Consider the following 19,227-nt stretch of genomic DNA (forward strand, 5'->3'; position numbering starts at 1 on the left):
GTCGCGCCCCGGTCAGGCCGCCAGTTTCGCGGCCTGAGGCAGGTCAATCGTGACCATGAATTCGGTGCTGTGAAGATCTCTGAAATGCTGGGCCTGAGTGAAATAGGGCTGGCTTTTCAGGATCGCATCGCGAGATTTCGAGAACTTGCGGAACAGCGCCCACGAGGCCGCGTTGTCGCGGGTGATGGTGGTCTGCAGGCTGGTCACATCGCGGCAGGCATCGCGCTGCAGCAGTGCGCTCAGCATCACCGTGCCCAAACCGAGTCCGCGCGCCCTTTCGGCCACGGCGACCTGCCAGACGAACACCGTTTCGAGGTCGTAGGGCAGGATATAAGCGGACACCCAGCCGACGATCTCACCGTCCAGCTCGGCCACCACGCATGTGTCCTTGAAGTGATCGCATTGAAGCAGGTTGCAGTACATCGAGTTCTCATCGAGCGGCTTGCACGCCCGCACCAGTTCCCAGATGGCCACGCCGTCTTCGGCGGCGGGCTGACGGATCTGAGGGGTTGGCTTCTTGAACAACTCTCTTGCGTGCTTCATGGGTCTCACTGCCTTTCTATTACTTTGAAAAGCTAAGTAACAGTGCGCATCGCAAAATTCAACCCAGCCTTAAATTTTTACAAGTATGGCAAAAAAGCAGAATTTCTTTAGCTAATATCAGGTCGAGTGGCGAAATGTGTTTCGATCTTCGAATAAAAATTGCTCAGGCCGGATATTGAAAATTCATGCCGGCTCTGCCAGTAATCAGCGATGGACCGTATCGATGCCAGCCTTGTTGCCTTGCGCCGCATTCTGCGCGCCACCGACCTGTTCGGGCGGGAACTGGCCCAATCCGTGGGGCTGACCGCCGCCCAGTTCCGAGTTCTGCAGATCGTGGCCGAGACCGGCCAATGCACGGCTACCGCCATCTCGCAGCGCATGCGCATTTCGCAAGCGACCGTGACCTCGCTGGTCGACAAGCTGGTCCGTCATGACATGGTGCAGCGAGTAAAGTCGCAGACCGACCGGCGGCAGACCAACATCGTGATTACCGAGAAGGGCAAGCAGGCAATCGCTCAGGCACCGGACCCGCTGCAGCAACGGTTCGTGAGAAAGTTCGACGCCCTAGAGGATTGGGAGCAAGCCGCATTGATCGCCGCGCTTGAACGTGTCGCTGCGATGTTGGATGCCGAGGATATTGACGCGGCGCCCGTTCTGGACACCGGTGAATCGCTGACTTTATCATAGCGCCAGACTGTCAAATGCACCCGACGCGTGGAGCCTGAACTCCGGTTCGGCGCACGGCTTTCGGTGCCGACAGCAACGTCGTCAGTCGGCCCCACCTGTCGCGAAGGCCTGATTTACCTTTTCCAAAAGCTCCAGACATTTCGACAACTGATCGACGAAAAGAAACTCATCTGCCTTGTGGGCCTGCTCGATGCTGCCGGGGCCGCAGACCACCACGTCCATTCCAAGCTGTTGAAAGATTCCTGCTTCGGTTCCGAAGGGCACAAGATCTGCCGAATTGGCTACGGTCAGCCTTGACAAGAGGCGCCTCGCCTCGTTGCCCTCAACCGGGACCAACCCGGCAACCTCGCCGATGATTTCGGTTTCGATGCGGGCTTACGGGTACACCGCCCGCATGGCAGGCAGCAGCGTATCGCTGCAATACGCGGCCATCGCCTGTTTGACGAAATCCGCATCCGAGGGCTGAACCGGCCGCATTTCCCACGCGACCTGTGCCTTTGGCGGGATGACATTGTGCGTGCTGCCACCATGCAGCGCGCCGACATTCAAAGTCGTCCAAGGCGGATCAAAGCGACTGTCTTCAGGCGCCATGGATTTCAGTTGCTCGCGCAACTCCAGAAGTCGCGCCACATAGCGCACGACATATTCCACGGCATTCACGCCAAGATCCGGGGCCGATCCGTGCCCTTCGAGCCCCTGAAACCGGGTCGTGTATTCGTAGCAGCCCTTGTGCCTTCGATCACTCGCATCATCGTCGGCTCACCGATGATGGCTATCGCTGGACGCCGTCCACGCCTGGCCAGAAGGCGCATCAGGTGCTGCGCGCCGACGCAGCCGGTTTCCACGTCGTAGGTAAAGGCAAAGTGGATCGGCGCCTTGCGGGGCGTCCGGGCGAATTGCGGCGCCATGGCAAGGGTTGCGGCGACGAAACCCTTCATGTCAGAGGTTCCGCGCCCGTACAGACGCCCATCGCGTTCAACCAGTTCAAAGGGGTTCGAAGACCAGTCCTGGTCCGTGACAGGAACCACATCGCAGTGTCCGGACATGACCAGCCCGCCATCGAAATCCGGGCCAAGCGTGGCGACAGATTGGCCTTCAGGCTGGTGGGGTCGTGAAAGATCTCAACCTGCGCACCGCACCCTTCCAGATAATTCGCGATGTATCCGATCATCGCCAGATTGCTGTCGACCGAAACCGTGGGAAAGGCGATCAGGTCGCTCAGAATGCGCTTGGTTTCTTCAAGCATGGATCAGGTCTTTACGAATAGCTTGCGGTCGATGCTGCACAGCGGTTCAGCCGCGCCGGTGTCCCGGATCAGGATGGTTTCGGTCGTCTCCAACCCCCAACTCTCCATCCAGAGCGCCGGCATGAAATGAAACACCATGCCCGGCTCCAGAACCGTTTCATCTTCGCTGCGGATCGAAGCCGTGCGTTCGCCCCAGTCGGGCGGATAGCTAAGGCCGACGGGATAGCCCATGCGCCCCGACCGTTCGATGCCGTGTTTTTCCAGAACACTCATGAAGGCATTGGCGATGTCACAGGTGCGGTTTCCCGCGCGCGCGACCTCCAAGCCCGCGGTAATACCTTCAAGCTGCGCTTCTTCGGTGCGCAGCATGTCATCGGATGGCTGGCCCAGAAACACCGTCCGCGACAGCGGGGCATGATAGCGGCGGTAGCACCCCGAGAGTTCGAAAAAGGTTGCCTCACCCTCGCACATAGGGGCGCCGTTCCAGGTCAGATGGGCTGCGGTTGCGTCAAGGCTGGATGGTGTCAGCGGAACGATGGCCGGATAGTCGCCCCAGTCCTCGCCGATCCCGGTGATGCCGGCATGCATGATGTCCGCCACAAGGTCGTTCTTGCGCACACCGGGCGCGGCGCGGTCGATCGCGGTCTGGATCACCTTGTCGGTGATCCGCGCCGCCTTGCGGATAAAGGCGATTTCATCGTCGGACTTGACCAACCTTTGCCAGTTCACAAGCGCAGTGGCGTCCTGAAACTCGGCGTCTGGCAGTTCTGCGACCAGAACCGAATGCGCCTTGGCCGAGTAATAGTAGTTCTCCATCTCGACGCCGATCCGGGCTTTGTCCAAACCGCGCGCTCTGAAATGGACCGCGAGATCCTGCATCGGGTGGACGTCGGTCGATTGAACGAAATAGTCGGCATATCCAAGGATGTTGTCATGCTGCATCCAGCAGGTGCGGCGCCCACCCATCATGTCCATGTAGCGCCCCCACCAGATCGGTTCGTCCTCCATCGTCAGAACTACGCCCTGATGGACATAGAAGGACCAGCCGTCATAGCCCGTGAGCCAGGCCTGGTTGGACGGATCGGTGACAAAGATTGCATCCAATCCCGCCCGCGCCATGGCGGCGCGGGTTTTGGCCAAGCGGCGCTGATATTCCGCTTGGCTGAATGGTGCGTTGGCAAGCGACATGGACGCCTCCTCAACCCAGAACCGCTCGGACCGCGCGCGCGGTCGCTGCGACGATCCGGTCCGCCTCGTCCCGTGTCAGGCAGAAGGGTGGCGCAAAGCCCAGAATGTCACCCTGCGGCATGGCGCGGGCAATGATGCTGTCCTGCTCCAGCAATTTGGCGGCAATCTGGGGGCCGATCTTTGCATCAGCATCAAAGAAGGTACGGCTTGCCTTGTCGGCCACGAACTCGACCGCACACAGCATGCCCTCGCCGCGCACCTCGCCGGCGTTGGGATGATCCCCCAACGCGTCCTGAATGGCCGCATTCAGGTATGCCCCTACGGTTCCGGCGTTTTCGACCAGACCGAGGTCCTCCAGCAGCTTCAGGTTGGCAACCCCGGCCGCCGCGCCAATCGGATGGGCAGAGTAGGTCCAGCCGTGGCCGATCGGGCCGTTTTCGTCAGTGCCCTGTTCCAGAACTTTCCACATTTTGTCGGATACGATGGAACCCGATAGCGGTGCATAGGCCGAAGTCAGCCCTTTGGCGATCGTGATCAGATCCGGGCGCAGTCCGTAATGCTCGGAGCCGAACATCGTGCCCAGCCGGCCAAATCCCGTGACGACCTCATCTGCGACCAGCAGAATGTCGTGCTTTTCAAGCACCGCCTGAATGGCTTCCCAGTACCTGGCAGGAGGTGGAACGATCCCGCCCGTGCCCAGTACCGGCTCGCCGACAAAGGCGGCGATCGTGTCAGGGCCTTCGCGATCGATCAGCGCCTCCAGCTCGGCTACGCAATAGGCAACGAACCCGGCTTCGTCCTGCGCCGGGTCGGGGCGGCGGAAATAGTAGGGCGCCTCGGTATGAATCACCTGGGCCAGCGGCAGATCGAACTTGTTGTGAAACAGCTCTAGCCCGGTAAGCGAACCGGTCATGAGACCCGACCCATGATAGCCCCGCCAGCGCGAGATGATCTTCTTTTTCTCGGGCCGCCCAAGGATGTTGTTGTAGTACCAGATCAGCTTGATGTTGGTTTCATTTGCGTCCGAACCGGACAGGCCGAAATACACTTTCGACATATGCGCGGGCGCGCGGTCGAGGATCATTTTGGACAGGGTGATCGAGGCCTCGGTCCCGTGGCCGACATAGGCATGGAAATAGGCAAGCTCCTGAGCTTGATCGGCAATGGCCTCGACGATCTCGGGTCTGCCATAGCCCACATTCACGCAATACAACCCGGCAAAGGCATCCAGCAGACGGTTGCCGTCGCGGTCCTCGATATGGCAGCCTGTGCCGCCGGTCACCACCCGATGAGGCAGGTTGCCCCGTGCGAATTCCGCCAGATGCGTCGATGGGTGGAAAAAGTTCTCGCGGTCCCACTGTTCAAGTTGGTCATTGTGAAGCATGGCTTACCCTACGTGTTCAGGCGGCGCGCCGCCGGTTGTCATGAAAGGAGCCGTTTGCACGCATTGAACCGAAACGGTTCAACCTGAGCAGACTGGCTCCGCTCACCCCAACAGCAGCGCGCAATGCCTTTATTGCCAGGGCGACGCGATGGAAGCACGAAACAGCGCAAGCCGCAATTGAAATTGGCATCCCCTTCAGTGTCTGCTCGGTCGCCTTTGAGACGCCTCTTTCACCGCTGTAGTTCGAACCGGGATCTTGTCAGAGCAAATCGTTCTGAAAGCCTGATGTCGGTTCGGTTGTGGATCTCGGCGGCGCTATGGTAATCCTTTCTACTTGCAGAAAAATTATTGTGTCCTCCGGTTGCCCAAGAGGGTGGGCAAGGGGGGCGGTTGCGAGTCGTCTGGCAATGCCTCAATCAGGACGATGGCACATTTCTTTTACCATGACTTGACACGACGGCCCTTGCAGACGTGCAAGCCGATGAAGCCCGGCGTCACATTACCTATTGCGGAGGCGGAATCTTCGCCACTGTTGATGCTTTCGGACTGTTTCAATTGGGGCACGACCATGTGGCTGTCTATGAGAACTCGATGAGCGAATGGGGCCCGACGAAAATCTGCCGATGGAGACAGGTCAACACCGTGCAATGCCGTGATGTTCCTGATAGGTGACGCCATCCCCAACTCCGCGACAGCCGTTGTCTCGGACCGGTCAGGATACATTCAGCACATCGATGTCGGAATGCTGGAAGAATGTGCCGCTGCCAAGAATGGCCGTGTCTAGGTCATGGTGCTCCCGGGCACATACGTTTCTGAAAACCAGGCACTGGCTAGCACTTCCGGCAAGCTGGATGAGGAACGGGTAAAGAATGCTTTTCTGGTCGGAGAAGAGCGCAGCTTCGATCAGGACCCGCGTTTCAGTCTCCAGGTCCTTTCGGAAATTGCCCAACGGGCGCTGTCACCAGGGATCAACGATCCGACGACCGCAATTTCCAGCATGGGACGGCTGCTGCGGTTGTTGTTGCCCTTGACCTCCGAAACATCCTCGCCAGGAAATTGAGTTGCACTCACGTTGGCGTTTCGCCGATCGCGGCAGCGAGTTTGTTGAAAGACGCATTCGACGCCATCGCACTGAATGCCGGCGACAAGTTCGAAGTTCATCTGTTCCAGCAATCGGCTTTGGGACGACTGGCGCATAGCCAAGACACCGAAGTGGCAGTGGCTGCCCGCGTGGCATCTGCTCGCGCACTGGCCTTCTCGGATCGTGACTTGGCATTTTAAGAAGACCGGGACCGCGTTCTTGCCGCGGCCCCGGATATGGCTTCGAGGATTAGCTCCAATCGTTGAACGCCTGAACCGTTCCGGCTCTATCAGAAGCGGGTTGCCGCCTTCTGGATCGCCTCTTGAATTTCTTTCCATGCCTTCTCTGATCCGAGCCGGACATTATCCCAAGCGTTGTCGCTGGATTTTTGAACCTTGTCGATTTGCTCTTTCGCCTCGCCACGCTTGCTGCGGATCTTCTTCAATTGATCCTCGTATTCCATCTTGGCGTCGGCCTCTGCCTTCTTCCAGCGCGCTTCGAGTTCCTCGATCTGCGCATCCCAACGGTCCAGTTGTGCTTTTGCTGCTTGAATGAATTCTTTGCGTGTGGTCATTGCTTTCTCCTTCACCTTAAAAAAAATTTACACTTACTTCTTTTAGGCAGTCGCGATGGCCTTCAGCATCCATACCGCCTCTTCGTGTTTTGCCATCCTAGTGTTCATGAGATCTTCCGTGGCCCCGTCGCCGTGACGTGATGCAAGAGCAGCAGTCTCTCTCAACCTGCGCGCCAGCGACTCATTATCGTAGATCAATTGTTCCATCATTCCATGCGCGTCCCTGATCGTTTCTTCTTCGGTCAAATGCGCTTGGCTGACCATGTCCGTGACGGACAAGGGAGCGATCTGACCCAGGGCTCGAATACGCTCGGCCAATGCGTCGATGGCCTCGAACAAGTCGCGGTACAGTCTCTCGGTCAATTCGTGGATCGGTACGAACAAGGGGCCGACCACGTTCCAATGGTACCCTTGCGTCTTGATCATCAACAGAACGCTGTCACACAGAACCTCGGTAACTGCGTTTGATATCCACTCATTCTTGTCGATACCGGTATCATGCATTTCGTTCTGGGGTTCGGTTTTCAGAACTTGCTGTGTCATTCTTTTCCCTTTCCCTATTTCGGTCATTCACGAAAACTAGGGTTGCGACAGAAAAAAATCAAATAAAAACATATATTTAAGGTATGTATTTTGCGCTGCCTGTGTTTGTTGCTGATCTAGATTGACTAGCGCTGGAGGCGGAAATTCACCTAAAAGCTGATGCCAAGGAGGTTCATTGCCTTACGTATGTGGAGTAAGTGATGTGATACATAAGCGAGCGAGGAACGATGCCCAATCAAGATCGACCACCGAAGCGCACCGAAAAGCTGCAGCTGATGCTGGATGTTGAAGAGCTGAAGGTCATTGATGACTGGCGATTTGAAAACCGACTTCCATCGCGCGCAGCTGCCATTCGCGAGCTGATCCGAAGAGGACTGAACACGGATGAATTCGAAGAGCCGCCGACGGAGATTCCTTCAGGCGAATTTCGCGTTGTCGACGATTCCGATTGACCTGCCAGTGATGGTAGAGGGGCATTTTCAGAGGGACTTGTCAGAGGGATACAGGTTGAGGCAGGCAGGGCGGTTGCGTGGCCTCGCGACATGATCAGAAGTACTGTCAAAGGAAACCGGCTTGAGGCGGGGAAGGCGGTTTTGTAGCGTCCAGCCATGACCAAACGCTCGCCGTTTCGCTGTTTCAAGATCTAGCCCGAGATCATCTGCCTCGCAGTGATGCTGTACATTCGTTTCCCGCTCTCGCTTCGGAATGTCGAAGATTTGTTGCACGAGCGAGGCATCGACGTGAGCCACGAAACTGTCCGGTATTGGTGGAACAGGTTTGGCCCAAAGTTTGCTGCTGAGATCGGAAGAAAGCGTGTTCAGAAATTGAGAGCCTACACCAAATGGAAGTGGCACGTGGACGAGGTTTTCGTGAAGGTGAATGGCAAGAGAAACTACCTCTGGCGGGCCGTTGATCGTGAGGGCGAAGTGCTGGAAGCAATCGTTACCAAACGCCGAAACAAGGCTGCAGCACTGAAATTCCTCAAGAAATTGATGAAGCGGCACGGTTGCGCCGAGGAGGTCGTCATAGATCGATGCGCTTCCTACAAGGTTGCGTTCAGAGAAATGGTCGCACTCGAAAAACAACAGACGGGCAGGTGGATTAACAACCGCGTCGAAAATTCACACCTTCCTTTTCGACGGCGCGAATGCGCCATGCAACGTTTCAGGCGCATGCGAAGTTTACAGAAATTCGCCGTCGTCCATTCGTCCGTCTACAACCACTTCAACCAAGAAAGATCGCTCACCAGCAGAGACTCCTTCAAGCTGAACTGGGCCGCTGCTCTTAGCGAGTGGCGTGAACTTAGTTCCGGATAGGTTCGCGGTTTCCGTGGCAAACTGAGACTGGTTCGCATTCGTCTGACAGCACCTTCGGGGCTAGGTTCAAGACTATTCGACGTACGAAACCTACAACCCAAAGCCCACGTTTCCCGTTGCTTGAGCATAATATTTGCCAAACATACCAGCGTCGCGAGCTGGGCTCTGGAGGCTATGTGTCAGTTTCCGGCTTTGCGACGCGTGACGCTTGATCAAGTGTGCTCTTTAGCCATCACATCCGCAAAGGACTTGAAGAACTTTGCCGCCAGTTTCTTGGCAGTGCTTTGGATAAGTCGGCTGCCCAGTTGGGCGAGTTTCCCGCCAACATCGGCTTTGGCAGCGTATTTGAGAAGGGTCGCGCCGTCTTGGTCTTCCAAAGTCACGTCTGCGCCGCCCTTGGCATGACCCGCCGCTCCGCCATTGCCCTGACCGGTGAGCGAAAACGCATCCGGCGCGCCGTCGGTATTCAACGTAACATTGCCGCTGAACCGCGCCTTGACGGGTCCGACCTTCAACACAACCTTGGCTTCAAGTTCGGTGTCTGAATGCTTTATTAATTCTTCGCAGCCTGGAATGCACTGTTTAAGGATTTCCGGGTTGTTCAACGCAGCGTAGACCTCGGCCTTGGGAGCGTCAATTCTGATTTCGTCAGCAAGTTCCATGTGTCTTCTTCCTTAGCAGCAGGGAAATTTGATGCGGGCCAGTTGGTCGGCCTTCACGGGGGTGAGTTCGACGGATCGAGTCATTTTTGCCCAAAGACGGCTTAGAGTGTTCATGCTGCAACCTCCTTCATGGGCAGGCAGTGGGTCTGGTAAGCTTCGGGCGTGTCGATATCGATAAAGAGCCCGGGCGTACGCAGGGGCAGTTCCTGAACCAGATCGGCATTGGCGCGCGTGAACTTTTGGCAGCCTGGGCTCTTTGGATCCTCCAACAGCCTTGCGCGCAAAGATCGCGGCACAACCAAGGGGTTGCCGCGGTTACCCTGATGAACAGGAAAAGAGATCTTGTCGGGGTCGGCACAGTAATGCGCCGTGAGCAATGCGAGGATATCGGTGCTGGACAACAGAGGTTGATCCCCCAGCCCGATCAGCAGCGTCTGAGCATCAACAGCATTCCGCAAGCCCGCCGCGACCGAGGTAAACTGGCCAGCGGCGAAGTCTGCATTGAAAACGGTGTCCACTCCGGTGCCGTCCAGCGCCTCTTTAACCAAGTTCGCATCGTGTCCGAGAACGACCAGAATGGGGCCATCAATCGCCGCCTGATATTGTTGGGTGACATGGCGGATCATCGGGACGCCATCAACTGGCAACAATAGCTTGTTTTGCGCACCCATGCGCCGCGACAGACCTGCGGCCAGCAATATTGCCGTCGTTTCAGTCATCGTCGTCCCGTTTCACGTTCGAGCGCCGAACCTTGACGAGTTCCGCCAGAATGGAGAGTGCAATTTCTTCGGGCGTGACAGCTCCGATGTCCAAACCGGCGGGAGCTTTGACCGCGCGGATGTCGGCCTGATCTATGCCTTTCGCGATTAACTTGTCTGACAGCGCGCCGTATTTTCGTTTGCTCCCGACAAAGGCGATATACGCAGGTTTGGACAGCAATGCGCGTTCCAGAGCGGCCAGATCACCCTGGCCTTGTGTGGCGATGATGATGACGTTCTGGCCGGCGACAGGGCTGTCGGGAATGTCCGAGCCCACTGACCAGTGAAACTCGGGCGCGAGCGCTGACAGGGCTTCGGCAACGGGCGAGGCACCGATGACAGTCAGCAAAGGCATGGGCAGGCAGGGTTCGATAAAGATGTCGATGCTGCCGCGTGATGGACAACCATTGCGGGCAAATCGGGTGCCATCAATGGTCTCTCCGGAACTGACGCCCTTTTCCGCCAAAAGCTCTTCGGGCGCGACCGAAACCAACTGCGGTGCGCCACTGCGCAGAGCCTCGATCGCGGCCTTTTTGACTGCACCGCGTGTGCAACCGCCGCCCAACCAGCCCTGCACGATGGTACCGTCCGCGCTCAGAAGCGCCTTTGCGCCGGGCTTGGCAGCGGTTGACCCGGCTGTGCGCACAATCGTGGCAAACGCGAACGGTTGCTGGCGGTCGCGCAGGTCCTTTGCGGTTTGTGCAAGATCTCCGTCAAGGATTTCAGCAGGTGTCATAGTCGGCTCAGTTCCCCTTCCAAAGCGGCCAGATCCCCGAGCGTGTTCGCGGGGGCAAACACGTCCAGATGCGGCAGTGCAGCCGCCATTCCGCTGGCAACGGGGGCATAGTCCGCCCATCCCTTCAGTGGGTTCAGCCAGATGACCTTGCAGCCCCGTTTCTTCAGCTTGGCCAGCGCGGCGTCGATCTGGTCCGGCGGAGCGGTGTCGTAGCCATCGGACAGGATCATCACGACGCTGCGCCCGTCGACAAAGCGCTTTGCATAGGTATCGGCAAAGCGCAAAAGCGATGGCCCGATCTTGGACCCGCCACCAAAACCGTCCGCCATCAGTGACATCCGGCCAATGGCGCGCATCGCGTCCTTGTCCCGCAAGGCCTCGGTAATGCGCACAAGCCGCGTGTGAAAGAGATACGCATCCGCAGACGTATCGGCGCGCATAAGCCCTGACAGAAAGGCCAGAAACACCTGTGAATAGACGGTCATTGACCCTGACACGTCGCACAGCGCGACGATCTTGCGGGTCCGGTCGGGGCGGCGCTTGCGCAACAGCTTCAGCGGCTCGCCCCCGGTCGATAGACTGCGGCGGATTGTCTTGCGGAAATGCAGACGATCGCCCTTGCGCGCGGCAATGCGGCGGCGGGACCGGCGATCGCGCAGCGCCGCACCCAGGCGGCGTGCCACGCCTTCGGCCTCGGCCACGTCTTCGGGGCGGACGATGTCTCGCAGTTCCTTGCGCATCAGGTTGCGCACCTCGGTGGCGATCAATTTGCCTTCGCCGTCGCTTTCCGCTTCGCCCTCGCCATCGCTGGTGTCCGGCGTGGTCGAGGATCCGGCGCTGCCGGTTTCCTCGCCCTGTGCATCTCTGGACGAATGCACGCCCTCACCGCTGGGGGCCGAGAGGGTTGGCATGACCTTTGTCCGGACGCGTCCGGCGTCCATCCAATAGCTGTCGAAAAGCGCATCAAACGCGTCAACGTCGACTTTGCACCCGGTACAGACAGCTTTTAGAGCCCGCCGCGCATTTTCTGGACAGGCGGCTTCGACTTCGTTCAGCGCGGCAAGCGCCGTATCCGTTTCGGCCACGCCTAGGCGCAGTCCGTTTTCGCGCAGATGCGCCATGAACCCGGCGACGCGTGCTGCCGGCCCAGGATCGCGCCCGGCGAATTTGGTGACCCGGCTCACGCCGCGCGTCCCGCGATGCGCTGGGCCACTTCGGTAGTGATGTTGGCCTGATCGCTCTGGGTTTTCAGAAGCGTGGTCAGCGTCGATTGCAAAATCACCGGGTCCGCCGTCAGATCGGCAAGGCCAAGCCCCATAAGTGCCGCGGCAAAATCCAGTGTTTCTGCGATGCCCGGGGTCTTTTCCAGTTCTTCCTTGCGCAGGGATTGCACAAAGCCCACGATCTGGTTGGCCAGATGCGCTTCGATGTCGGGGCAGCGGGCCTTCAAAATCGCCAGCTCCGTGGCGCGATCGGGATAATCCACATGGGTATAGAGGCACCGACGACGCAACGCATCAGACAGATCGCGCGTTCCGTTCGACGTCAGGATCACAATAGGCCGTGTCGTGGCCGTAACGGTCCCCAACTCGGGGATCGAGACCTGATAGTCTGCCAGAATTTCCAGCAGGTAGGCTTCGAATTCTTCGTCGGCCCGGTCGATCTCGTCGATCAGCAGAACCGGCGCAACATCCTGAGTCAGCGCCGCCAGCAGCGGGCGTTCCAGCAGAAAGTCGCGGGAAAAGATGCGCGCTTCGACGTCTTTGCCGGTTTGGCCATCTTCGGCAGCCGCGCGGATGCTCAGCAACTGGCGCTGGTAATTCCATTCATAGATCGCCTGCGCCGCGTCCAAGCCTTCATAGCATTGTAGCCGGATCAGGCGGGTGTCGCGAGACGCAGCCAGAGTGCGCGCAACCTCAGTTTTGCCAACGCCCGCCGCGCCTTCCAGAAGAAGCGGACGGCCCAGTGTCAGTGCTAGATGCAGCGCAACGGCCAGATCGTCGGAAGCGACATAGCCTTCACCTGCAAGGGCACCCTGTAAATCGGTCCAAGTCATAGTTGGATGTGGAGGTGCGCGTGACCACGCACCTCCTCCCTCTTGTTAGCCGTGCAGGCCCAGATCATTGGCGGTCTTCCAGATCCGCCAGTGATCGTGGGGCATATGACTCTGACGCAGACCAAAGGCCCGGAAGGCATCATGCACCGCGTTCGAAAACGCCGGCACGCCGCCCACATTGGGGCTTTCGCCCACACCCTTGGCGCCAATCGGGTGATGCGGGCTGGGGGTGACGGTGTGGTCGGTGGTGTAGTGGGGCGTCTCCCATGCAGTGGGCAGGAAGAAGTCCATCAGCGTTCCGGTTTTCACATTGCCCATGTCATCATAGGCGATTTCCTGACCCATCGCGATGGCCAGCGCCTCGGTCAGGCCGCCATGGACCTGGCCTTCGATGATCATCGGGTTGATCCGTGTCCCGCAATCGTCCAGCGCATAGAACTGCCGGATCTCGTGCTCGCCTGTATCGACGTCGATTTCCATCACGCAGATATAGGCACCGAACGGATAGGTCATGTTGGGCGGGTCGTAATAGCTGACCGCCTCCAGACCCGGCTCGATCCCCGGGATCGCCTGATTGTAGGCGGCAAAGGCGATTTCTTTCATCGTCTTGAACCGCTCAGGCGCGCCTTTGACAACGAACCGATCCACGTCGAATTCCACGTCATCGTCGTGAACTTCCAGCAGATAGGCTGCGATCATCTGGGCCTTGGCCCGGATTTTTCGGCCCGCCATCGCGGTTGCCGCACCAGCCACAGGCGTCGACCGAGACCCATAGGTCCCCAAACCATATGGTGCGGTGTCTGTGTCGCCTTCCTCGACCGTGATGCTGTCGGCAGGAAGTCCAATCTCGCTGGCCAGGATTTGGGCGAAAGTGGTGGCATGCCCCTGACCTTGTGAGATGGTGCCCAACCGCGCGATGGCAGAGCCCGTCGGGTGGATCCGGATTTCACAACTGTCGAACATTCCGAGACCCAGAATATCGCAGTTCTTGACCGGACCGGCGCCGACGATTTCCGTGAAGTGTGTCAGGCCAATGCCCAACAGCTTGCGGGTTTTTCCGGCCTTGAAGTCCTCGACCCGCTGTGCCTGTTCGGCACGCAGATCCTCGTACCCAACTGCAGCCAGCGCCTTGTCCCAGGCGGTGTGATAATCGCCCGAGTCGTATTCCCATCCCAGCGCAGACTGATAGGGGAACTGATCGGCCTTGATAAAGTTGATCCGCCGCAACTCGGCCGCGTCCATGTTCAACTCAATCGCCAGAACTTCGATCATGCGCTCAATGAAATAGGCCGCCTCGGTCACCCGGAACGAGCAACGATAGGCCACACCGCCCGGTGCCTTGTTGGTGTAGACACCGTCAACCGCCAGGTAAGCCGTCGGGATGTCGTAGGACCCGGTGCAGATGTTCATGAACCCGGCGGGGAACTTGGTGGGGTCCGCGCAGGCGTCAAACCCACCGTGGTCCGCCGTGGTGTGGCACCACAGACCGGTGATCTTGCCCTCTTTGGTGGCCGAGATCTTGCCGTGCATCCAGTAATCCCGGGCAAAAGCAGTGGTCATCAGGTTGTCCATTCGGTCTTCGATCCACTTGACCGGCTTGCCGGTCACGATTGAGGCCACGACCGAGCAGACATAGCCCGGATAAGCACCCACCTTGTTGCCAAAACCGCCGCCAATGTCGGGCGAGATGACACGGATGTTGTGCTCTTCAATGCCGGAAATCAGGCTGACCACTGTCCGGATGGCGTGCGGTGCTTGGAAGGTCCCCCACAGCGTCAGCTTGCCATTGACCTTGTCCATGGAGGCCACACAGCCGCAGGTTTCAAGCGGACACGGGTGTGTCCGGTGATAGTACACCATCTCTTCGGCCACGACGTCTGCTTCGCCGATGACCTGCTCGGTCGCTTCTTTCTGCCCGGCTTCCCATGTGAAGATATGGTTGGGATGCTTACGGGGACCGTGCGCGCCATCTGCCGTCGGGTCGAGGTCTTCGCGCAGAACCACATCGGTTTTCAGCGACTCGAACGGATCGACAATAACGGGCAGCTCTTCGTATTCGACCTCAACTGCTTCGATGCCATCGGCTGCGGCATAGCGGTCTTCGGCTACGACAAAGGCCACTTCCTGGCCCTGGTACAGAACCTTGCCGTCGGCCAGCACCATTTGTTTGTCACCAGCCAGCGTAGGCATCCAATGCAGGCCTAGCGGCTCGAGATCAGCAGCGGTCAGAACCGCCAGAACGCCCTTAACCTTAAGGGCTTCTTCGGTGTTAATCGATTTGACGCGCGCATGTGCGAAAGGTGAACGTACAAAATCGCCGAACAGCATTCCGTCCAGCTTGATGTCGTCGACATAGTTGCCTTTGCCCTGCGTAAAGCGTGCATCCTCGACGCGCTTGCGCGAGCAGCCCATCCCTTTGAGATTGGCGACGCGGTCTTCGCGGGTTTCTACTTCGTCCTTCATTCTGCGGCCTCCTTGGCTGCATTCATCACGGCCGCGGCGGCTTGGATGGATTTGACAATGTTCTGGTACCCTGTGCAGCGGCAGAGATTGCCGGCCATGCCGAACCGAATTTCCTCTTCGGTCGGGTTCGGGTTTTCTTCCAGAAGTTTGGTGGCGCGTGTGATCATGCCCGGGGTGCAGTATCCGCACTGCAGACCGTGGTGTTCCTTGAAGGCCTCCTGCAGTGGATGCAGGCTGTCTGGTGTGCCGATGCCTTCGATAGTGGTAACATCCTTGCCGTCGGCCTGGGCCACGAACATTGTGCAGGATTTCACCGATTTACCGTCAATGGTCACTGTGCATGCACCGCAATGCGAGGTTTCGCATCCAATATGCGGGCCTGTGATCCCCAGGCGTTCGCGCAAGGTGTAAATCAGCAGTTCACGCGGCTCGGCCAGAAACTCCTCTTCCTTGCCGTTGACCGTGAGTGTGATGTGCATTTTCTTTGACATTCTGGTTCCCCCCTCAGGCCCGCGACCAAGCGCGTTCGATGGCACGGGTCAGGATGACGCCGGCCACATGTTTCTTGAAAGCCACGGGACCGCGGTTGTCTTCGGTCGGGTCGATGTCTTCCATCATGGCGGCGACGGCGGCCTTGATGGCGTCCGCGTCCACGGATGTGCCGACCAGCGCCTCTGCGGCGGCCGCGGAATAGATCGGTGTGTCGCTCAGGTTCGTCATCGCAATCGCAGCGGACGCACATGTGCCGCCCGATTTCACGATCTGCACGGCCGCAGCGGCGGTCGCGTAGTCACCGATTTTCCGTTTTTGCTTTTCGTAGGCATATCCGCCTTGCGGCACCGGGATCGAAATGCTGGTCAACACCTCTGCGTCTTCCCGAGCGGTCATGTAGGCAGCCTCATAGAATTCACGGGCCGCAACGGTGCGTTCGCCATCGGAACCGACCAAAGTGAATTGTGCATCGACGCATTGCATTAGGCCGGGCATATCATTGCCGGGATCGCCGTTGGCAACATTGCCACCGACCGTGCCCATATAACGGACTTGCGGGTCTGCGATCTGCAACGCCGCTTCGCGCAGGATGGGTGCTGCGCTTGCAAGATCTGTATGGTCGATGATTTCGGCTTGGGTCACCATCGCGCCGATGGTGATGGTGTCTGTGCCGACCGTGATTCCACCCAATCCGGCAACGTCTTGCAGATCGATCAGATGGGGCACGTCCGCCATCCGAAGTTTCATCATCGGGATCAGGCTGTGTCCGCCTGCCATGACGCGTGCGTCATCCCCGTGTTCTTCCAGAAGAGCAATTACCCCATCCAAATCTTTCGGGCGGTAATACTCAAACGCCGCTGGAATCATCTCGCTCCTCCCTGCTTGATATTCTAGCTGGAGCGAAGCCTGCATCCATCGGTATACGCAGACTTTAGAAAACCACTGATTTTCGCAGTTTTTGCACGAAATGCGCCTTAAGCTGCACCAGTTGCACCCAGTTCACCCGAGAGGATCGACTGAATATCCTTCAGCTTGGACCGGCTGACCGGGACGGGCGGGAGTTCCGGTTCGTTGAAGGTACAGCGACCCTTGTCTTTGGTGCGTTCAAACCGGGCAACCTTTTCGGGGTTTACCAGATAGCTGCGGTGCGTCTGCACAAATCCGGCATTCAGAAGGCGCTTTGTTGCCTCTGTGATCGGCCAGACGCAGAACAGGCGATCCTTGCACGTGTAGACCTGTGTGTAATGACCGTCTGCCCGGACGAATGCGACATCCTGAGGTGCGACGTAGATTTTCGCTCCCTCCCTTTCGCAGGGAATTTGCAAAGTCGCCTCGGGCGGCAGCATGGCTTCCGGCGTCGTTTCATTTGCTGCCTCGGATTGCTGCGCGGGCCCGTCTAGATAGGTCGTGCTCACCCAAAGAAACGCACCAAAAATCACGAAGCCTGACAATACTACGCCAATGGCCAACGTTTCGTTGCTCATACCCGGGCCAAAATCTCCAGGAACGGGTACCGCAACAAAATTTGTTCCTGCCATGGCTAGGAAGTGCACGGAACTGACCGCCAGCCCAAAACAGACGGTAGCAAGAAAGATGTGTAAATTGGTGCGTCGTTGATAGGCCACCCAGACCGCGAGCATGCACAAGGCAATCGCCATGGCAGAGGACAACGCGACACCGGGAACTGTGTATACCGCTTTGCACAGTTGCAGCCCGGCCATCCCGACATAGTGCATCACCAAGACGCCCAGCCCAACAATTCCGCCAGCTGCCAATATCATTGGCGTCGTACGTTCCGTGAAATGCAGCAAAATCAGTGCACAGCCGACGATCAATATGGCAATCAGCGCCGAGGCGAGCGTTATGGCCGCATCATAGTAATATGGGATCGGCATTTGCAGACCGAGCATGGCCACGAAATGCATCGACCAGATGCCTCCACCGAGCGCGACAGAAGCAAGAGAAATCGCGATCTTGCGTTGCGATGTCGATTTGGCCGCCATGTTTCGAGTCAGCGACAAGCCCGTGAACCCCGCGACAATTGCCATCGCGCAGGACATCACCACCAGAATTGGGTCTTGGCTGAACTCCAGCATCTGCATTCACTAAGAATGACCAAGAAATCCCGATTTGGCAAACGCCGTTCGCCACAGAGCGATCACGTTCCACGGAACTGCAAATCGGCACCCATAGGCGCCGAGGCGGTTGCATTGATCCTGCTGGAGCATAAAGAGGACGCAACATGCCGGAGTTTAGGATTATGAGGTGTACCCGGCGCGAAACAACCGCCGCAACGTGCGCCCACGGATGGATACCCTGGTGCCAACGGCTGGATGTACCGATGCTCGACCGCTTTGGGCTCCGTGCCGACGGTCAGCCCGAATTGCGCGAGAGACCGCTTCCTAATGTCGAATGTCGGCGCATCAGGCTACGCCACTGAAACCGAAAGGCTGTCTCGATTTTGTCAATGTATGCTTGCGGGGCTGGGCTGCAGTTCGGACCGTCGCAGCGCCGAAAGACAGTTCTGAGCCCAAAGCAGACGCCCTTGACTCGGCGTGAGCTAGGCTTTTCTTATCCATCATGACTGACCTTTCGACCCTATTGCTAGATGAACTCAGCCTCGACGAAGCTGCCCGACCGAAAGCGCCGCCGGTGGCGGACGCGACAGAAATACACCGTCAACGAGGCCAACAACTAGCCGCGATCCACCGACATTATCTGATGGAGATGGCCCAAATCGGCGCCGTCCTGACCCGGATCGAAGCGGGGGACACGCCGCCTGAGCACCTGAAGCAGATCGTGCTTTCACTCGAAATGGCTGAGAATTTTCGAGTATTCGGATCGCTTTGCGGGCGCGAATGCCAGGTGCTCAAGTTCCACCACGACATTGAAAGCGCTGATATGTTTCCACGTATCGAGGCAGCCAGCGGAGACAGGTTCCGCGAGATTGTGGCCAAATTGAAGGCAGAACATGAGGTGGTCCACGAGTTAATCATTCGCCTCGGTCGTGCGGCTGAATCTTTGGCGGAAGACCCTTCCGATGCAAATTTCAAAAAGACTGCCGCCACATTTCGGAAATTGGAAGAGGTTGTACGCTCCCATTTCGGCTACGAAGAAACCGAATTGGCGGAGGCCATTGGGTACTATCTCGGGTCAATCTAAAGGTGCCTTTTAGACGCCGAACCATCGTCGTCATCAAGAACTCTTTAGACCGAAAAGCGGTCTCCGGCCCAAAAAAGCGTTTAAAAATCAGTGAGCTAACGTTGCGAGTGCAGAGCGGACCCTGCCCAGAAACGCTCGGCGGCATCCTGCCAAAAGCAAAAAAACGCATTTCTCGCCGCAGCAACGTTTAGCGGTCCAACGAACCGGCAAATTGGAACCAAGGGCTTGTTCCTAAGGCGTTGCGCTTGACGCAGGTCAAAGAACTTTAAGGTCAAACGTAGATATTGGCTTGTCAATGGAACGAGGGGATAGTTGCGATGCGAGTAAGTCTAACTG

The 19,227-nt window shown here is 58.0% G+C and carries 20 protein-coding genes and 1 pseudogene; 6 read left to right on the forward strand and 15 right to left on the reverse strand.

Translation table 11 applies throughout. The features are described 5' to 3' along the window. Window positions 1-12 precede the first annotated feature (12 nt). Entirely contained in the window at window positions 13-543 is a 531-nt protein-coding gene (ectA, locus tag AC2FMM_RS03785) for a diaminobutyrate acetyltransferase (RefSeq protein WP_496742700.1), read from the reverse strand. A gap of 210 nt (window positions 544-753) precedes the next feature. Here ectA and AC2FMM_RS03790 point away from each other — a divergent pair, with 210 nt between their 5' ends. Further along, window positions 754-1,230 (forward strand): MarR family winged helix-turn-helix transcriptional regulator, encoded by a 477-nt coding sequence (locus AC2FMM_RS03790; RefSeq protein ID WP_496742701.1) that lies wholly within the window; start codon window positions 754-756, stop codon window positions 1,228-1,230. A gap of 81 nt (window positions 1,231-1,311) precedes the next feature. On the opposite strand, the pseudogene argE reads toward AC2FMM_RS03790, so the two are convergent. The 3 genes and pseudogenes from argE to AC2FMM_RS03805 form a co-directional block, all read right to left on the reverse strand. After that, window positions 1,312-2,476 (reverse strand): annotated as a pseudogene (gene argE / locus AC2FMM_RS03795) (acetylornithine deacetylase). A 3-nt stretch (window positions 2,477-2,479) separates the two neighbouring features. Continuing rightward, window positions 2,480-3,664: a M24 family metallopeptidase gene (locus tag AC2FMM_RS03800; protein WP_496795826.1), complete on the reverse strand. Its 1,185-nt coding sequence runs from the start codon at window positions 3,662-3,664 to the stop codon at window positions 2,480-2,482. A gap of 10 nt (window positions 3,665-3,674) precedes the next feature. Continuing rightward, complete coding sequence (locus AC2FMM_RS03805; protein ID WP_496795827.1) at window positions 3,675-5,048, reverse strand: aspartate aminotransferase family protein; 1,374 nt, start codon at window positions 5,046-5,048, stop codon at window positions 3,675-3,677. A gap of 787 nt (window positions 5,049-5,835) precedes the next feature. Here AC2FMM_RS03805 and AC2FMM_RS03810 point away from each other — a divergent pair. Continuing rightward, entirely contained in the window at window positions 5,836-6,108 is a 273-nt protein-coding gene (locus tag AC2FMM_RS03810; protein WP_496795828.1) for a DUF2254 family protein, read from the forward strand. A gap of 44 nt (window positions 6,109-6,152) precedes the next feature. After that, window positions 6,153-6,329, forward strand: coding sequence for a hypothetical protein (locus AC2FMM_RS03815; RefSeq protein WP_496795829.1), 177 nt, complete (start codon window positions 6,153-6,155; stop codon window positions 6,327-6,329). Window positions 6,330-6,418: 89 nt separating this feature from the next. Here the strand turns inward: AC2FMM_RS03815 and AC2FMM_RS03820 are convergent, their stop codons facing one another. Both AC2FMM_RS03820 and AC2FMM_RS03825 read right to left on the reverse strand, forming a co-directional pair. Next, on the reverse strand, window positions 6,419-6,703 hold the full coding sequence (locus AC2FMM_RS03820) for a sll1863 family stress response protein (protein WP_496795830.1): 285 nt from the start codon (window positions 6,701-6,703) through the stop codon (window positions 6,419-6,421). 42 nt (window positions 6,704-6,745) lie between these two features. After that, the gene (locus AC2FMM_RS03825) at window positions 6,746-7,246 is read right to left on the reverse strand and encodes a Dps family protein (RefSeq protein ID WP_496710960.1); all 501 of its coding nucleotides are present in this window, start codon (window positions 7,244-7,246) and stop codon (window positions 6,746-6,748) included. Window positions 7,247-7,473: 227 nt separating this feature from the next. Between AC2FMM_RS03825 and AC2FMM_RS03830 the strand changes: the two genes are divergently transcribed. Together AC2FMM_RS03830 and AC2FMM_RS03835 are read left to right on the forward strand one after the other, a co-directional pair. Beyond that, a complete protein-coding gene (locus tag AC2FMM_RS03830) occupies window positions 7,474-7,698 on the forward strand; it encodes a hypothetical protein (RefSeq protein WP_496683478.1) in 225 nt (74 codons plus the stop codon). Window positions 7,699-7,899: 201 nt separating this feature from the next. Next, on the forward strand, window positions 7,900-8,562 hold the full coding sequence (locus AC2FMM_RS03835; RefSeq protein ID WP_496795960.1) for an IS6 family transposase: 663 nt from the start codon (window positions 7,900-7,902) through the stop codon (window positions 8,560-8,562). A gap of 212 nt (window positions 8,563-8,774) precedes the next feature. On the opposite strand, the gene AC2FMM_RS03840 is transcribed toward AC2FMM_RS03835, so the two are convergent. The 9 genes from AC2FMM_RS03840 to AC2FMM_RS03880 all read right to left on the reverse strand — a co-directional run bounded on the left by AC2FMM_RS03840 (window position 8,775) and on the right by AC2FMM_RS03880 (window position 17,831). After that, window positions 8,775-9,224, reverse strand: a complete 450-nt coding sequence (locus tag AC2FMM_RS03840; protein ID WP_496795831.1) for an SRPBCC family protein — start codon at window positions 9,222-9,224, stop codon at window positions 8,775-8,777. Between the two features lie 110 nt (window positions 9,225-9,334). Continuing rightward, window positions 9,335-9,943 carry a nucleotidyltransferase family protein gene (locus AC2FMM_RS03845; RefSeq protein ID WP_496795832.1) on the reverse strand — a complete coding sequence of 203 codons (609 nt, stop codon included), beginning with the start codon at window positions 9,941-9,943 and terminating at the stop codon, window positions 9,335-9,337. After that, the gene (locus AC2FMM_RS03850) at window positions 9,936-10,718 is read right to left on the reverse strand and encodes an XdhC family protein (RefSeq protein WP_496686992.1); all 783 of its coding nucleotides are present in this window, start codon (window positions 10,716-10,718) and stop codon (window positions 9,936-9,938) included. Before AC2FMM_RS03850 ends, AC2FMM_RS03845 begins: the two co-directional genes overlap by 8 nt. Beyond that, window positions 10,715-11,902, reverse strand: a complete 1,188-nt coding sequence (locus tag AC2FMM_RS03855; RefSeq protein ID WP_496795833.1) for a vWA domain-containing protein — start codon at window positions 11,900-11,902, stop codon at window positions 10,715-10,717. Before AC2FMM_RS03855 ends, AC2FMM_RS03850 begins: the two co-directional genes overlap by 4 nt. Further along, window positions 11,899-12,774: an AAA family ATPase gene (locus tag AC2FMM_RS03860; protein ID WP_496795834.1), complete on the reverse strand. Its 876-nt coding sequence runs from the start codon at window positions 12,772-12,774 to the stop codon at window positions 11,899-11,901. The genes AC2FMM_RS03855 and AC2FMM_RS03860 overlap by 4 nt, the downstream gene beginning before the upstream one ends. 45 nt (window positions 12,775-12,819) lie before the next feature. Beyond that, window positions 12,820-15,237, reverse strand: coding sequence for an aerobic carbon-monoxide dehydrogenase large subunit (locus tag AC2FMM_RS03865; RefSeq protein ID WP_496684424.1), 2,418 nt, complete (start codon window positions 15,235-15,237; stop codon window positions 12,820-12,822). Beyond that, entirely contained in the window at window positions 15,234-15,728 is a 495-nt protein-coding gene (locus AC2FMM_RS03870; RefSeq protein ID WP_490361285.1) for a 2Fe-2S iron-sulfur cluster-binding protein, read from the reverse strand. The genes AC2FMM_RS03865 and AC2FMM_RS03870 overlap by 4 nt, the downstream gene beginning before the upstream one ends. A 13-nt stretch (window positions 15,729-15,741) precedes the next feature. Further along, window positions 15,742-16,596, reverse strand: coding sequence for an FAD binding domain-containing protein (locus AC2FMM_RS03875; protein WP_496710954.1), 855 nt, complete (start codon window positions 16,594-16,596; stop codon window positions 15,742-15,744). A gap of 107 nt (window positions 16,597-16,703) precedes the next feature. Then, window positions 16,704-17,831, reverse strand: a complete 1,128-nt coding sequence (locus tag AC2FMM_RS03880; protein ID WP_496795835.1) for an MHYT domain-containing protein — start codon at window positions 17,829-17,831, stop codon at window positions 16,704-16,706. A gap of 478 nt (window positions 17,832-18,309) precedes the next feature. Here AC2FMM_RS03880 and AC2FMM_RS03885 point away from each other — a divergent pair, with 478 nt between their 5' ends. Further along, entirely contained in the window at window positions 18,310-18,891 is a 582-nt protein-coding gene (locus AC2FMM_RS03885; RefSeq protein ID WP_496795836.1) for a hemerythrin domain-containing protein, read from the forward strand. Window positions 18,892-19,227: the final 336 nt, after the last annotated feature.

Source organism: Ruegeria sp. BHSC043 (assembly GCF_059612985.1).